This window comes from Actinomadura rudentiformis (assembly GCF_008923185.1).
Taxonomy (GTDB): Bacteria; Actinomycetota; Actinomycetes; order Streptosporangiales; family Streptosporangiaceae; genus Spirillospora; species Spirillospora rudentiformis.
Window position 1 is genome coordinate 113,924 of the sequence record NZ_WBMT01000031.1, and the last position, 15,590, is coordinate 129,513.

The window sequence follows — 15,590 nt, forward strand, 5'->3', positions numbered from 1 at the left end:
GTCATGAGATTCCCTCGGAGTCGTCCGGACGGATGATGATCTTGCCGGTGACGCTGCCGTCGATCATGAGCTGGAAGCCCTTGTGGATCTCGGTGAGCGGCAGGGCGCGGTCGATGACCGGCCGCACCCCGGTGGCGTCCATCATCCGGAGCAGGGCGACGAGCTCGGCGCGGGTGCACCCGGTCGAACCGAGCACCCGCAGCTGCTGGTAGAAGATCCGGTTGAGATCGGCGAACGGCGCGGGCCCGCTGGTGGCCCCGGCGATCACGATGGCACCGCCCGGCTTGAGCGCCTTCATGGAGTGCGACCAGGTCGCCTCACCGACCGTCTCGATCACCACGTCCACCCGTTCCGGCAGCCGCTCACCGGTCGCCAGCGCGGCGCGGGCACCCCAGGCGAGGGCCTCGGCGCGCTTGGTCTCGCTGCGGCTGGTGGCGTACACGACGGCGCCCGCGGCGGCGGCCAGCTTGATCGCTGCGGAGGCGACGCCGCCGCCGGCCCCCTGCACCAGCACCCGGTCCCCGGCACGGATCTTCGCCTGCGTGAAGAGCATCCGGTAGGCGGTGCCCCAGGCCACCGGCAGGGACGCCGCCTCGTCGAACGACAGCCAGGACGGTTTCGGGACGAGATTGGCGGTGGGCACGGTGATGTACTCGGCGAAGGCGCCGTCGTGCCGTTCCGACAGGAGCGCCCGCCCCGGGTCGAGGGTGACGTCGCCGCCGCCGGCCTCGGAGTCGCCGAGCACCGGATGGACGATCACCTCCCGGCCGTCCTCGTCGAACCCCGCCGCGTCACACCCGAGAACGATCGGGAGCTGCTCGGCCGGATGCCCCACCCCGCGGAGCGTCCACAGATCGTGCATGTTGAGCGATGAGGCCACGACTCTCACCAGGGACCAGCCGGGACGCAGGCCGGGGACGGGCGCGTCCCGCAGCACCAGCCCGGACAGCGGGTCGGTGCTGCTCTGGGAGATGGCGGTTGCTGTCAGCATGACCCGAGCGTGCCGATGACCGGCCCGAGGTCACAGTCCGTGTTCCGTTGTGCGGCACAAGCGCTTTGGGGGGATCGGCCCGGTCGCTTCGATGAGCGGTATGAGCTCCTCAACCGAACCCGCCACGGTCACACCGCGCGGTGCCCTGCGGCGCCCGGCGGAGCTGGCCCGGACCGTCGACGTCAGCGGGCTGGTCGACACCGAGGGCGGCCTGCTGGACCGCGCGGTCTTCACCGACGAGACGGTGTACCGGCAGGAGATGCGCCGGGTCTTCGCGCCGAGCTGGCTCTTCCTGGCGCACACCGACCAGTTCCACCGCCCGGGTGACTTCTTCACCACCTGGATGGGCGAGGACCCGGTGATCGTCACCATGGACAGGAACCGGCGGATCCGGGCCTATCTGAACTCCTGCCGCCACCGCGGCGCCCGCGTCTGCCGGGCGGACTTCGGCACCACCCGCAACTTCACCTGCACCTACCACGGGTGGTCGTTCAATCTGGAGGGCGGCCTGGTCAGCGTGCCCAACCGGGAGGGCTATCCCGACTCGTTCGACACCGGGCAGTGGGGGCTGGTCGAGGTCCCGCACGTGGAGACCTACCGCGGGTTGATCTTCGGCACCTGGAACCCGGCGCCGGTGCCGCTGCGGGAGTCGCTGGGCGACATGGCCTGGTACATGGACGCGATGCTCGACCACGACGAGAAGGGCACCGTGGTCGTCGGCGGCATCCACAAATGGATGCTGGAGGGCAACTGGAAACTCGCGGCCGAGCAGTTCGCCACCGACTGGTACCACGTGAACATGAGCCACGCCTCGGCGCTGATGGTGCTGGCTCCGGCGGGCAAGAAGCCCAAGCAGGAGATCGTCCACCGGGCCGGCCGGCAGTACGTCGGCGCGAACGGGCACGGCGCCGGTTTCCCCGTCCATCCCAAGAACCGGTTCGACGACGGGACGGTCCACGAATGGACGGACTACGACGCGCTGCGCGAACGCCTCGGTGACGCACGGGTGGAGGGGCCGCTGACCAACGGGCACGCGACGGTCTTCCCGAACTTCTCCTACCTGCCGGTCAACGGCTCGATCCGGATCTGGCACCCCAAGGGGCCCGACCGGATGGAGGTGTGGGCGTGGACGATCGTCGACGCGTCCATGCCGGAGGAGATCCGCGAGGCCCAGCGCCTGTACAACCTGCGGACCTTCGGCCCCAGCGGGGTCTTCGAGCAGGACGACGGCGAGAACTGGAGCGAGGTCCAGGGCACCGCCGGCGGCTTCATGGCCAACCGCGTCGCCCTCAACTACCAGATGGGTCTGGGCGGCGAACGTGAGGACGGCCGCCACCCCGGCACGACCAGCGAGCTGTACAGCGACGCCGCGGGCCGGTCCTTCTACGCGCACTGGCGCACCTTGATGAACACCCCCGCCTGGCACGAGGAGCACGCATGAGCCTGGGCATCCGGGTCGCCGCCCTGGACGACATCCCGATCGGCGAGGGCCTCGCCGTGGACAGGAGCGTCACCGGCACCGACGACGACATCGCGCTGCTGCGCGACACCGACGGCACCGTCTGGGCGCTGGACGACACCTGTACGCACGAGACCGCCTCCCTGGCCGAGGGCTGGGTCGAGGACGGCTGCGTCGAATGCCCCCTGCACACCAGCAGGTTCTGTCTCAAGGATGGTGCCGTCCAGGGACTCCCCGCGACCGAGGACGCCCGCCCGCACCGGGTCGAGGTCCGCGACGGCGAGGTCTTTCTGTTCCCCGGAGAGGCCCCCTGACATGGAGCTTCGGCGCACTGATTGCGAGCTTCGGCGAATCGTGATCGTCGGGGGCGGAGTCGCGGGCGTCAGCACCGCCGCCGCCCTGCGGTCCGGCGGTTACGACGGGGAGCTCACCCTTGTGGACGCCGGCGAGTTCCCCTATGACCGGCCCCCGCTGTCCAAGGACTTCCTCACCGGCGTCAAGGACCTCACAGACCTCGCCCTCCAGCCTCCGGATTGGTACGACGCCCAGTCGATCAGGCTGCTCGCCAAGACCATGGTCGCGGCGATCCAGCCTTCCTCGGGGACGGTGGAACTGGCCGGCGGGAAAGTCTTGCAGGCGGATCGGGTGGTCCTGGCGACAGGCGGGGGAGCCGCCCGCCCGCCGATCCCCGGCCTGGACGACCACCGCGTCCACGTCCTGCGGACCGCAGAGGACGCCGAACGTCTGCGCTCAGCGCTGGTTCCCGGGGCGCGTTTGCTGGTGGTGGGAGCGGGTCTGATCGGCGCCGAGACGGCGGCGACCGCGGCAGGCCTGGGCTGCGACGTCGTCCTGGTCGACCCGGTCAGCCCTCCGCTGACCGCCGCCGTCGGGCCGCTGATGGCCTCCTGGCTGCACGAGATGCACACCCGGCGTGGCGTGACGACCGTCCAGGCGACGGTCGAGGCGTTCTCCGCCCACTCCCACGGGCTGGCCGCACAGCTGTCGGGCGAAGACGCGCCGCGAGTGTTCGACGCGGTCGTGCTGGGTGTCGGCATGACTCCCTCGACCGGGTTGGCGGAGGCCGCCGGGCTGGAGTGCGATGGCGGGATCGTGGTCGACGCGGGGCAGACCACCTCGCATCCGGCCGTGCTCGCGGTCGGCGACCCGACCCGCCGGCGGGTGAACGGCCTGCTCATGCGCCGGGCCGAGCACTGGGAGGCCGCCCAGTACGACGGCAAGCGCGCGGCGGCCACGCTGCTCGGCGCCACAGTGCCCCGCCCCGCCGCCTTTTGGTTCTGGACCGACCGGCACGGCGTCCACGTCGAGGTCGTCGGCGAGATGGCGAAGGCGACCAGTGCCGTTGTCCGCGGGGAACCCGCGGAGGGCGGCCGGTTCTCGGTGTTCGGCCTGCTCGACGGGCGCGTGGTCGCCGCAGCGGCGGTCGACGACTCCGCGGCCGTCCGCGCCGCCCGCCGAATGATCGACCGCGGTGTCCCGGCCGACGCCGGCGCACTGGCCGACCCCGCGACCGATCTGCGCGCCCTCCTGCGCCGGCGACCGGAACCCACCGCCGCGGCCGTGCCGTAGAGCTTGAGAAGGGATCGAATGACACCGTGAGCATCACCACCTCCGTGAACGGCCGGCGCAGCCGGGCGGGGCTGCTCGCCGACCGCGACCTGCACTTCGAGGTCGAGCAGTTCTACTTCCGCGAGGCCGAACTCCTCGACGACGGCCGCTACGCCGACTGGCTCGACCTGCTCGCCGACGACCTGGACTACTGGATGCCGACCCGTACCAACCGGCTGCGGCGCCAGCAGGCCTTCGCCGTCGCGGCGCGCGGCGAGGCGGCGTTCTACGACGAGACGAAGGAGAGCCTGGCCTGGCGGATCCGCCGGTTCGACTCCGGCATGGCCTGGGCCGAGGACCCGCCGTCCCGGACCCGCCATCTGATCACCAACGTGGTCGCCCGCCACGTCGACCCCGGCGAGCACTCCGGGTTCACCGAGGACGACCTGCTGGTGAAGTCGGCGTTCCTCGTCTATCGCAACCGGCTGGAACGGGAGGAGAACGTGTTCGCCGGCGGCCGCACCGACGTGCTCCGGAGGACGCCGGACGGGCTGCTGGTCGCGCGCAGGACGATCCTGCTCGACCAGAACGTCCTCATGTCCAAGAACATCTCCACCTTCTTCTGATCTTGATCCCGACTCTCCGATCTCTGACTCTCCGAGGATGCGCTGTGATCGTCACTGGTACCGAACTGCCGACCGCCCAGCACGTGGTGCCGACCTCGCTGGGGGAGATCGCCGTCACCGAGATCGGTGACGGCCCGGTCCTGGTGATGCTGCACGGCGGCGGACCGGGCGCGTCCGGGGTCGGCAACTACCACCAGAACCTGCCGGCGCTGGCGTCCCGGTTCCGGGTGGTGCTGCCCGACCAGCCGGGCTTCGGCGGCAGCTACCGGCCCACCGAGGCCGACCTGGACGCCCGGTCGATCACCGAGATCACCGTGGACGCCCTGTTCCAGGCGCTGGACGCCCTCGGCATCGACACGTTCCACCTGCTCGGGAACAGCCTCGGCGGCGCCGCCGCGATCGCGATGGCGCAGGCCCGCCCCGATCGCGTCGCAGGACTGGTCCTCATGGCGCCCGGCGGCGGCTGGCTGCCCTTCGGCCCCACCCCGACCGAAGGCCAGAAGGAGATGTTCCGCTACTACAACGCCGGCGGCCCGTCGGAGAAGAAGATGGCGGCGTTCATCCGCGCCATGGTCTTCGACCACAAGCAGTTCGGGGAGGACGTCGTGCGGGCCCGGTACGAGGCGTCCCTGGACGAGAGCCACATCGCCTTCTATCACCGGTACAACGCCGCGTTCGCCAAGCGGCACGGCATGGACCCGCTCTGGCGCGACCTCCACAGGATCAAGGCGCCGACCCTGCTGCTGTGGGGGCGCGACGACCGCACCATCACCCTCGACGGTGCCCAGATCATGCTCAAGCAGATCCGGAACGTCCAGCTGCATGTGTTCGGCAACTGCGGCCACTGGGTCCAGTTGGAGCGGCAGCAGGACTTCGAGCGTCTCGTCACCGACTTCCTGGCTGGCCTGTGATGGCGGGCGGGTCTGGCGCTACGGGCTGGCTGGCGGGGTACACGGCCCTCATCACCGGCGGAGGATCCGGCATCGGCCGTGCCGTCGCCCACCGCTTCGTCGCCGAGGGCGCCTCGGTGGCGATCTACGGGCGGGATCCGGAGGCCCTGAGCAAGGCCGTCGCGGACTCGCCCGATCCCGACCGCACACACGCCATCGAGGGCGACGTCCGCGACTCCGAACGGCTGCACGAGGCCGTCGCCGAGACCGTCGACCGGTTCGGCGGGCTCGACACCCTGGTCGCCAACGCCGGCATCTGGGACTACCAGCGCCAGCTCACCCGGCTCACCGGCGCCGAGCTCGCCGCGACGTTCGACGAGCTCTTCGCGGTCAACGTCAAGGGCTACCTGCTGGCCGCCGAGGCCGCCTGGCGCGAGCTGGTGAAGACCCGCGGCAGCATCGTCATGACGCTGTCGAACGCGTCCTTCTACGTCAACGGCGGCGGGCCCGTCTACACCGCCAGCAAGCACGCCTGCCTCGGTCTCATGCGCGAACTCGCGTACGAGCTCGCCCCCAAGGTCAGGGTCAACGGCGTGGCCTGCGGCGGCATGAACACCGACCTGCGCGGCCCGGCGGCGCTCGCCCTCGACGGCCGCTCGATCAGCGCCTCCTTCGCGAGGAAGAAGCCGGATTCGCCGCCGCCGGCCATCCCGCTGCACGACTCCAGCACCGATCCTGCCGACTTCACCGGCTCCTACGTCCTCCTGGCCTCGCGGGAGCAGAGCGGCCCCGTCACCGGCCAGGCCATCTCCGTCGACGGCGGCATAGGGGTGCGGGGTTTCGCCACTCCCGCCGGCGGCGACCACCTCTGAGCCACCTTCTGTGCCACCTTCCGAGCCCAAGGAAACCGCGATGACCACCCCACACCCGGCGAACTCCGGCCTCAACGTCGACATCAACCCCGCCGCCGCGGTCCACCGCCACGCCCTGCTCCGGCCAGACCACGTCATTCTGCGCTACGACGGCGGCGACCTGACCTACGCCGAGCTCGACGACCGCGCCGCCCGGCTGGCGACCGTCCTGGCCGAGACCGGGGTCGGCCGTGGTGATCGCGTCGCCTATCTCGGCCTCAACAGCCCGTCGTTCCTGCTCACCATGCTGGCCGCGTTCCGGCTGGGAGCGATCTTCGTACCGGTGAACTTCCGGCTCGCCGGGCCCGAGCTGAACAGCGTCCTGGCCCGCAGCGGCGCGATCACCCTGGTCTGCGAACAGGGCCACCTGGCCGCCGCGGACACCGCGCGTGAGGGCACGGCGCTGGAACGTCTCCTGCTCGTCGACGACGATCCGGCGATCCCTGCCGAGGGAGACGCGCCGGACGGCTGGGACTTGTGGGCGGACCTGGTGGCCAAGGCTTCTCCGTCCACGGCCTTGGCGGCCCGGGGCTTCGACGACCCGGCGATCCTGATGTTCACGTCCGGGACCACCGGCCTGCCCAAGGGCGTCCTGCTGACCCACGGGAACATCTGGTGGAACTCGGTCAACGTCGACACGATGATCGACACCCGTCGCGGCGACGTCACCCACGCGGTCGCGCCGATCTTCCACGTCGGCGCCCTCAACAGCTTCCTGATGCGGACCCTGGTGCGCGGCGGCACGATCGTCCTGCGCCGTTCCTTCGACCCGGCCCGGACGCTGGCCGACTTCGTCGAGCACGGCGTCAACTCGACGTTCATGGTCCCGGCGATGTTCGCCGCGCTCGCCCGGGTCCCCGGCGCGTTCGAGGCGGACCTCGGGCAGCTGCGGTCGATCGTGGTCGCCGGAGCGCCGGTCCCGCCGTCCCTGATCCAGCAGTACGCCGACCACGGCATCATCCTCCAGCAGGCGTGGGGGCTCACCGAGACCGCGCCGTTCGCCACTCACCTGCCCGCCGAGCTCACCCTCGCCAAGCTCGGGTCGGCCGGGATCGCGATGCCCCACACCGAGGTCCGGGTCGTCGACGTCCAGACCAACACTCCGCTGGAAGCAGGGGCCTCGGGCGAGATCGTGGTGCGAGGGCCCAACGTCACTCCCGGCTACTGGGAGAATCCCGAAGCCACGCGCGCCGCGTTCGATGACGAGGGCTGGTTCCACTCGGGCGACATCGGATACCTCGACGAGGACGGCTACCTCTATATCGTCGACCGGCTCAAGGACATGATCATCAGCGGGGGTGAGAACGTCTACCCCGCCGAGGTCGAACGTGCCCTGGCCGACCTGCCCGGTCTCATCGACGTCGCCGTCGTCGGCGTCCCGGACATCGAATGGGGAGAGAAGGTCGTCGCGGTCGTCTCGCTCGCCCCCGGCGCCGCCCTCACGCTGGAGGAGTTGCGGGTCCATGCCGAGGCCAAGCTCGCCCGCTACAAGCTCCCGCGGGCTCTGCGCATCGTGACCTCGGTGCCCCGCAACGCCTCCGGAAAGCTCGACAAGCTCGCCATCCGCGCCATCGCCGGCCAGGGGGAATGACATGACGGCCGCGCCCCTGTCGCGGCTTCAGGCCTCCGCGCCCTGGACCGGAGAGGTCACCGCGGCGAGCAGGAACCGTGCCACGCTCCGGCTGCGGAGACACGACCGCCTCCATGCGGTCATCGACGTCGAACGTTGTGCCACCGGACGTCTTCGCGGCACCTACCCTGCCGGCGGGCACGACGTCGAGATCGCCATCGCCGCGATCGGCGGGTCCATGATCGACGACGTCGCGTTCAACGGCGCCACGGCGGCCGCCGACGTGCTGCGCCAGGTGGTCACCATGATCTGGAACGCCGACGACCGGTGCCGCAGAATCGTTCTCGCCGTCGCGCCGGAGGATCACGACATTGCGAGTTTCGCCCGGTCCGCGGGATTCCGGCATGGCGTCGACGTCGATGTTCCCGGCGTCGGGACCGTGGACCTGCTCGTCATCGAACCCGCCTGGGCCACCGGCGCCGACCTGGACCTCGACCGGGTGCCCACCGGCTGAACTGCAGCGCTCACAGCCGGGGGAGCCCCTGGTCGGCGTCAGCTGACGAGCGTGCGCGAGGCCGCGGAGGCCGCCCTGCGCGCCCGCAGCACCTCCTGCGCCGCCGCGGCCGCGACACGGCGCAGCTGGGGCGACCGGAGCCGGGGTTCGAACCGTTCCGCCGGTCCGGCGATCGACATCGCCGCGACCGGCCGGCCACCGGGCCCCATGACCGGGACCGCCACGCAGTTGAGGCCCGGCCGCGCCTCGCCGTCGTCGAAGGCGATGCCGTCCTGGCGGATCCGGTCCAGCTCGGCCGCCAGTGCGGAATCATCGGTGATCGTCTGCGGGGTGAAACCGCGCAGGGGCGCCGCCAGCACCTCCGCCGCCGTGGCCGGCTCATACGCCAGCAGCACCTTGCCGACCGCGGTGCAGTGCGCCGGCATGCGCCCGCCGATCCTGGACGGCGCGGGGACGGGCCGGTGCCCGAACAGCTTGGCCAGGTACACCACTTCGGTGCCGTGCAGGACCGCCAGGTGAACGGTCTCCTGAGTCAGCGAGTACAGGTCGGCCAGATAGGGGATGAGCAGGTCGCGTGTCCGGTCGTGCCCAGGCGCGTAGACGTGGCTGCCCAGCTCGTGGAGGCGGCTGCCCAGCCGGTAGTTCCGGCCGACCCGCTCGACCACCTCGTTGCGTTCCAGCATGCCGAGCAGCCGGAAGGCGGTGGACTTGCTCAGCCCCGCCCTGCGGGCCAGCTCGCTGACGCCGACGCCGGAGTTGGCCTGCTCGCCGAAGGACAGCAGCAGGCTGATCGCCTTGTCGATCGCGGCCCGGTCGTCGCGGGCCGGAACGTTCACATGAGGCTTCGTGGCAGGAGGCATGGACTCACCTCAGGGGGCGGGGGTGTCACTTACAATATGCCGAAGTGGCATTTATTAGTGACGATAATGCGGACCCGGAGGCATGCCGTCAAGAGTGACGATGTGTCTATTTAAAGTGACGGAGGCTTGCGTGACGGAGGCGAACCAGCTGGTCGCCCGCAATGTGCGACGTTTCCGGCGAGAGCGCGGCCTGTCTCTCGGCGAGGTCGCCCGGAGGTCCGGCCTGTCCAAGCAGACCCTGTCGAAGATCGAACAAGGGGTGGGCAACCCGACCGTCGACACCCTCGCCCAATTGGGAGGGGCCCTGGACGTCTCGATCCGGCGGTTGATGACCGAATGGGGGACCCCGGTCTTCGTCCAGCGCCAGGGTGACGGCGAGTGGGCCGACGCCGAGGGCTGGTCGGAGCGGCTCCTGGACGAGGTCTACGGTTCGGGCCATGTGCGCACGCTCCTGCTCCGGCTTGAACGCACCAGGGCGACGCCGGAGATCGGCCCGCACACCCCCGGCACCCTGCATCATCTCTACGTGATCACTGGCAAGCTCCGGACCGGTCCGCTGAGCGAGCAGGTCGACCTGAGCGCTGGGGACTTCGTGCGCTTCCCCGGCGACGTCCCGCACCGCCACACCTGCCTGACCGACCGCGTCGTCGCCCACATGGTCACCACCGTTCCCCAGGTCCGCCAGATCGGACCCATCGGACCGATCGAACAGATCGTTCGGAGCCCGAAGGAACCGCCTGAGGAAAGCTGAACCCGGCGGTCGGCCCCCGAGGGTGTGATCAGTTGCGGCCGAAGGCGCGCGGGTTGTCGCCGTAGACGGTCCCGGCTGACAGCGGGGCGCCGCCGAACAGCTGGCTGACGCTCACGAAGTGATAGCCGCGGCTCTTCAGCGTCGTCAGGATCTGGGGTACGGCCGCCACGGACGTGGGATGGATGTCGTGCATCAGGATGATGTCGCCGGGCCTGACCTGGGCGATGGCGGTTCGGGCGACCTTGACTCGGTCACGGTACTTCCAGTCCTGGGTGTCCACGCTCCACAGGATGACCGGACGGGCGGCGCCGGCGCGCACTGCCGCATTCTGCGCCCCGTAAGGGGGACGGAAGAGGGTCGGGGCGCGTCCGATGGATGCCTGGACCGCCTGGTCGGTGCGACCGAGCTGGTCGTGCGCCTGCCGTGTGGACAGCCGGGTCAGGTCGGGGTGGGACCAGCTGTGGTTGCCGATCTCGTGTCCGGCGGCGGCCTCCTGGCGTATCAGGTCGGCGTGGTAGGTGGCGTTCTGCCCGGTCACGAAGAAGGTGGCGCGTGCGCCGTGCCGTGCGAGGGTGGCCAGAAGGCTCGCGGTGTAGGGGCCAGGGCCGTCGTCGAAGGTCAGCGCGACGCATTTGACGTGCAGGCAGTCGACCGCCGGGACGTTCGGTGGACTGGGCGTGGCCGTCGGGGAGGAGGACGGTACGGGGGGAGCACTCAGGTCCAGCCGCTGCTGAGGGTGGAGGGCCTGATCCTGCGCGCGGCGGCCGAAGTCCGACAGCAGCGGCGCCACCTGCGTCCTGGACAGCATGACCCGCTGCGGACCCACCGGTCCCGGCGCGACCGTCCCTCGCGGTATCTCGACGACAAGATCGCCGCCCTGGGTGAAGGCCATGTCCCGCAGTGTGGCAGAGCGGTACTGGGGTGCCAGCGCTTCTCGCACGTCGTTGTCGGTCACACCGGGCCGGCCCGAGAGGGCCTTGCTCAGTGCCGCGACGAGACGGTCGGCCGCCTGTGGGGAGATGAGCGCGGTGGCCGGGACCTCCCGCCGGGTGCGGCCGTCGAACCAGTAGGTGCCGGCACTGACGCCGTCGCCGGCGGCGGGTTGCTGGATGGTGACAAGACGGACTCCGACCACGTCGCCGGACGCGGCCAGGAAGCTGAAGCTGATGTTGAGTTCCGCATGCGAGTCGGAGGTCTGGCAGGCGCCCGTGGAGCCGTCGCCGCCCCTGTTTTCCAGGAGGTCGTCGAGACGGGTTCGCGCCGACCGCCGCAGCGCGAGCGTGAGCGCTTCCGCGCCCGGGACCGCGGGATAGCTGGTCGCCCAGCGGCAGGACGCGGCATTGCCGCTGTCGTTGACGATCCGCAGCCCGGCGATCCATGCCGGGGTCACGGTCCGGATCTTGTGGAGGTCACCGGCTGCGGCCGGCGCGGTCGTGGACGGGGCGGCAGGGCGTGCTCCCGTGCACGCCGACAGCCCCGCCACCGTCACCGCCAGGGCAGCGACGGTCAGGCCGATTCTCATATTTTGGGCACGAATAATGGGGGTCACGATGAAGGAGACGTCAGGTCAACGCGATTGGTTCGGCGCATCGGACAAGGTCACAGCCGGGATGGTGCGGTCAGGCCTTCCCGGGAGGGTTGTTGGTGAGCCGCAGTAGGCGGGCGGTGTACGGCTCCGGCAGGGTGATGCGCAGCGTGTCGTCGTTCGTCCAGCAAGGGGCGGCGTCCACCGGGTAGAGGAGTGACACCGAGGCGGGGGAGAGGGGCACGTCGCAGGTGGGCTCCGTGCTGTCACGGCGCCATACGGCGAGGAACGTCTCGTCGTCGCAGTCGATCGCGAGGGCGAGCCAGCCGTCCCGCCAGCCAGGGATGCCCAGCGGCCAGCGGGGAATTCCATCGGCCAGCGCGCGGCGGTAGGTCCGGTACACCTCGATCGCGGCGGTGACCAGGTCGAGCTGGTGGCCGGAGAGCAGGTCCAGCCGGCCGGAGAGGTGGATCCGGCCGAGCATCGCCGAGACCATGGTGAAGACGATCCGCTCGTCGTCGAAGTCCGGTTGGGGGTAGGCCCACACGGCGCCCTGCTCGGGCGGGACGACGGTCGGCGCGGCGGCGGCGATCGCCGGGATGAGCGTCTCGTCCTGCTGGTCGGTGAGGGACTGCACGGGCACCCGTGAGAGCGTCGCGTGGTCGGCGCGCATTCCTCCGGACGCGCACGCCTCCACGACCAGGCCCGGGTGCCGGTCCTGGAGGCGTTCCAGCCAGCCGAGGTAGGCACGGTTGTGTTCGAGGAGCCGCCGCGGGGAAGTGCCAGGTCATGCGGCGGGGGCGGACTCCTCCTCGTCCCGGGGGAAGAAGGGCAGCTCCAGGTAGACGCTGTCGGCGGCGGCGAGGATCTTGGACGCGTCGCCGACCGGCGGGTGGATGTGCTGGTTGATGCGCTTCTTGACCTCCTTGCCCTCGGCTCCCGAGGCCATCACCCGGCGGTCCCAGCCCCGGGTGAAGATCGCACCGGCGCCGCCCAGGTCCAGGCAGGTGACGTACGGGCCGGGGGTGAAGTCGCGCAGCGGCACGCCGAGCAGGTCGGCCGCCGCGTTGTACCCGGCGACCTTGCCCATTGGGGAGGCGTGCTGGCAGGCCTGCATGACCGTGTGCTCGGCGTCGAACGGCGCCGCGGCGGTGTCCCCGGCGACGAACACCTCGGGAAGGGCGCGCAGACGCCGGTCCACCGGCACCCGGCCGAGGTGGTCGAGCTCGCCGCCGACCTGCCGGGTGAGTTCGCTGGCCCGCATCCCCACGGACCAGACCACCGCGTCCGCCTCGACCCTGGTGCCGTCGGACAGGACGGCGTACCCGTCGCCGACCTCTGTCACCGTCGTGCTGAGACGGCGTTCGACGCCCAAGCTGTCCAGAGCGGCCTCGATCTCCTCGCGCGGGCCCGGCCCGAGTTGGTGCCCGACCACCCGCGAGCGGTCCACCAGTAGCACCCGGCCCCGGGCAGCCAACTCGGTCGCTGCCTCCAGGCCGACGAACCCGGCGCCGACGACCACGGCGGAGTAATCCTCCCGGTCGCGCAGATGGTCGGTGAGCCGCCGGGCCCCGTCCAGAGTGTCGATGTCGAAGAGCCGTTCGGCGCCGGGCAGGCCCTGAGGCCCAGCGAGCTTGCTGCCCGCCGCCAGCACCAGACGGTCGTAGCCGATCTCCGCGCCGTCGGCCACCACGACGCGGCGGCCGGTGTCGATCGTGCTCACCGAGGCCCGCAGGTGGTCGACGCCGATCGGCTCCAGGACCCCGCTGAGCTCCACCTTGGCCAGGTCCGGTTCCGGCTCGTACAAGCGGGGCCGCAGCACCAGGTGCTCGTTCGGCGCGACGAGCGTGATGTGCAGGTCCGCGTCCCGGTTCGCCCGTTCGCGGGCCAGCGCCGCTCCCGCCGCGCTCCACACACCCGCGAAACCGCCTCCGATGATCACAACGTGGGCCATCGTCTCGTCCTCTCTCAGCCTCGCCCCCCAGGAATTGGAGGGGTTCGGCAGGGAGACAAGACGACGGGTTCAGATGTGACCACCGTTGGAGAAACTTCTCGCCGCTGCCGAAACAACCAGCGAGCAGGGGGGAGAGCGCCCGGCGGTCATTGCTGCGGAGTGTCGCCCCGGCGGGGGAGGAACTCCTGCACCTTGGTCTTGACGCCCTCCCTGATGACGCCCCACCGGTCCTCATCACCCTTGATGATCGACTCGGCGGTCGCCTTCATCTGCTCGAACGAGGCGTGCGGCGGGATGGGCGGGACGTCCGGGTCGACGCGCACGTCCAGCAGCGTCGGCCGGTCGGCGTCCAGCGCCGCATCCCAGGCGGGCCCGACCTGCTCGGGCTTCTCCACGGTGATCGCCTTGAAGCCGATGCTCGCGGCGAACGCCGCGTAGTCGCACTCCGGCAGCGTCTGCGACTGCGGGAACTTCGGGGCCCCCTGCATGGCGCGCATCTCCCAGGTGACCTGGTTGAGGTCGTTGTTGTGCAGGACGGCGACCACGAACCGCGGATCCAGCCACTGCTCCCAGTAGTGCCTGATCGTGAGCAGCTCGGCCAGGCCGTTCATCTGCATGGCGCCGTCACCCTCGAAGACGACCACCGGCCGGTCGGGGTGGCCGAACTTGGCGCCGATCCCGTACGGCACACCCGGCCCCATGGTCGCCAGCGTGCCGGACAGCGAGCCGCGCATGTCGCCGCGGAAACGCAGGTTGCGCGCGTACCAGTTGGCGGCCGAGCCGGAGTCGGCGGCCAGGATCGTGTTGTCCGGAAGCCGCGCGGAGGCCTCGTGGAACAGCAGCATCGGGTTGATCGGGTCGGCCTCGACCATCGCCTCCATCTCCACGGTCTCCCACCACCGCGCGACGTTCGACTCGATCTTCTCGCGCCAGTCCCGGTCGCTCTTGCGCTCCAGCAGCGGCATGAGCGCGCGCAGAGTGGCGGCGGCGTCGCCGACCAGGTTGACCTCGTACGGGTAACGCATCCCGATCATCTTGGGGTCGATGTCGATCTGTACGGCCCGTGCCTGGTCCAGGTCCGGCATGAACTGGGTGTACGGGAAGCTGGAGCCCACCGTGAGCAGCGTGTCGCAGTCGTTCATCATCTCGTAGCTCGGCCGCGTGCCCAGCAGCCCGATGGAGCCGGTCACGTAGGGCAGCTCGTCTGACAGCACGTCCTTCCCGAGCAAAGCCTTGGCGACCCCGGCGCCGAGCAGGTCGGCGACCTGCTCCAGCTCGGCGCGCGCGCCGCGCGCCCCTGCGCCTGCCAGGATCGCGACCTTCTTGCCAGAGTTGAGGACGTCCGCGGCGCGCCGGATCGCCTCGTCGTCGGCGGAGATCGCGGGCCAGTCGATGCCCAGACTGGACGGCACCATCTTGAACGCGTGTCCGGGCGGGGTGTACTCCAGCTCCTGCACGTCCGCCGGGATGATCACGGCGGTGGGCGCCTGTTCGGCCAGCGCGACCCGGATGGCCCGGTCCAGCACGTTGGGCAGCTGCTCGGGCACCGTGACCATCTGCACATAGTCGCTGGCCACGTCCTTGTAGAGCGACAGCATGTCGATCTCTTGCTGGTACGAGCCGCCCATCGCGCTCCGGTTGGTCTGGCCTACGATCGCCACCACCGGGACATGGTCCAGCTTGGCGTCGTACAACCCGTTCAGCAGATGGATGCCCCCAGGGCCGGACGTCGCGGCGCACACTCCCACGCGGCCGGTGAACTTGGCGTAGCCCACCGCCTCGAACGCGCTCATCTCCTCATGCCGGGCCTGGACGAACTGCGGGTCGTCACCGGCCCGGCCCCACGCAGCGAGGAGCCCGTTGATGCCGTCCCCGGGATAGCCGAACACCTTCTCGACACCCCATTCGCGCAGCCTCGCCAGCACGTAGTCGCCGACGGTCTTCGACGCCATGAACGGCCTCCTCTCGCCTCG

Annotated in this window: 15 protein-coding genes; 9 read left to right on the forward strand and 6 right to left on the reverse strand. The window is 70.6% G+C overall.

Annotated features, from left to right (window positions below; translation table 11 throughout):
- Position 1: 1 nt before the first annotated feature.
- On the reverse strand, positions 2 to 991 hold the full coding sequence (locus tag F8566_RS45965) for a zinc-binding dehydrogenase (protein WP_151570107.1): 990 nt from the start codon (positions 989 to 991) through the stop codon (positions 2 to 4).
- A 100-nt stretch (positions 992 to 1,091) separates the two neighbouring features.
- Here F8566_RS45965 and F8566_RS45970 point away from each other — a divergent pair, with 100 nt between their 5' ends.
- The 8 genes from F8566_RS45970 to F8566_RS46005 are packed head-to-tail and all read left to right on the forward strand — an operon-like array spanning position 1,092 to position 8,527.
- Positions 1,092 to 2,432, forward strand: a complete 1,341-nt coding sequence (locus tag F8566_RS45970; RefSeq protein WP_151570108.1) for an SRPBCC family protein — start codon at positions 1,092 to 1,094, stop codon at positions 2,430 to 2,432.
- Positions 2,429 to 2,764 (forward strand): non-heme iron oxygenase ferredoxin subunit, encoded by a 336-nt coding sequence (locus F8566_RS45975; protein WP_151570110.1) that lies wholly within the window; start codon positions 2,429 to 2,431, stop codon positions 2,762 to 2,764. The genes F8566_RS45970 and F8566_RS45975 overlap by 4 nt, the downstream gene beginning before the upstream one ends.
- Before the next feature lie 40 nt (positions 2,765 to 2,804).
- The gene (locus F8566_RS45980) at positions 2,805 to 4,037 is read left to right on the forward strand and encodes an NAD(P)/FAD-dependent oxidoreductase (protein ID WP_264159544.1); all 1,233 of its coding nucleotides are present in this window, start codon (positions 2,805 to 2,807) and stop codon (positions 4,035 to 4,037) included.
- Between the two features lie 26 nt (positions 4,038 to 4,063).
- A complete protein-coding gene (locus tag F8566_RS45985; protein ID WP_225994134.1) occupies positions 4,064 to 4,642 on the forward strand; it encodes a 3-phenylpropionate/cinnamic acid dioxygenase subunit beta in 579 nt (192 codons plus the stop codon).
- 44 nt (positions 4,643 to 4,686) lie between these two features.
- On the forward strand, positions 4,687 to 5,553 hold the full coding sequence (locus F8566_RS45990; RefSeq protein WP_225994135.1) for an alpha/beta fold hydrolase: 867 nt from the start codon (positions 4,687 to 4,689) through the stop codon (positions 5,551 to 5,553).
- Entirely contained in the window at positions 5,553 to 6,404 is an 852-nt protein-coding gene (locus F8566_RS45995; protein WP_151570114.1) for an SDR family NAD(P)-dependent oxidoreductase, read from the forward strand. The genes F8566_RS45990 and F8566_RS45995 overlap by 1 nt, the downstream gene beginning before the upstream one ends.
- Positions 6,405 to 6,444: 40 nt before the next feature.
- Entirely contained in the window at positions 6,445 to 8,034 is a 1,590-nt protein-coding gene (locus F8566_RS46000) for an acyl-CoA synthetase (RefSeq protein ID WP_151570116.1), read from the forward strand.
- Position 8,035: 1 nt separating this feature from the next.
- On the forward strand, positions 8,036 to 8,527 hold the full coding sequence (locus F8566_RS46005; protein WP_151570118.1) for a hypothetical protein: 492 nt from the start codon (positions 8,036 to 8,038) through the stop codon (positions 8,525 to 8,527).
- Positions 8,528 to 8,565: 38 nt separating this feature from the next.
- Here the strand turns inward: F8566_RS46005 and F8566_RS46010 are convergent, their stop codons facing one another.
- A complete protein-coding gene (locus F8566_RS46010; protein WP_151570120.1) occupies positions 8,566 to 9,387 on the reverse strand; it encodes an IclR family transcriptional regulator in 822 nt (273 codons plus the stop codon).
- A gap of 130 nt (positions 9,388 to 9,517) precedes the next feature.
- Between F8566_RS46010 and F8566_RS46015 the strand changes: the two genes are divergently transcribed.
- Entirely contained in the window at positions 9,518 to 10,138 is a 621-nt protein-coding gene (locus tag F8566_RS46015) for a helix-turn-helix domain-containing protein (RefSeq protein WP_151570122.1), read from the forward strand.
- A gap of 28 nt (positions 10,139 to 10,166) precedes the next feature.
- On the opposite strand, the gene F8566_RS51990 is transcribed toward F8566_RS46015, so the two are convergent.
- The 4 genes from F8566_RS51990 to F8566_RS46035 form a co-directional block, all read right to left on the reverse strand.
- Positions 10,167 to 11,660: a polysaccharide deacetylase family protein gene (locus F8566_RS51990; protein WP_225994136.1), complete on the reverse strand. Its 1,494-nt coding sequence runs from the start codon at positions 11,658 to 11,660 to the stop codon at positions 10,167 to 10,169.
- Positions 11,661 to 11,757: 97 nt separating this feature from the next.
- Positions 11,758 to 12,306, reverse strand: coding sequence for an alpha-amylase family protein (locus F8566_RS46025; protein ID WP_318836479.1), 549 nt, complete (start codon positions 12,304 to 12,306; stop codon positions 11,758 to 11,760).
- 144 nt (positions 12,307 to 12,450) lie between these two features.
- Positions 12,451 to 13,617, reverse strand: a complete 1,167-nt coding sequence (locus F8566_RS46030; protein ID WP_151570126.1) for an NAD(P)/FAD-dependent oxidoreductase — start codon at positions 13,615 to 13,617, stop codon at positions 12,451 to 12,453.
- Positions 13,618 to 13,763: 146 nt separating this feature from the next.
- Positions 13,764 to 15,569: a thiamine pyrophosphate-requiring protein gene (locus F8566_RS46035; protein ID WP_151570128.1), complete on the reverse strand. Its 1,806-nt coding sequence runs from the start codon at positions 15,567 to 15,569 to the stop codon at positions 13,764 to 13,766.
- Between the last annotated feature and the right edge of the window lie 21 nt (positions 15,570 to 15,590).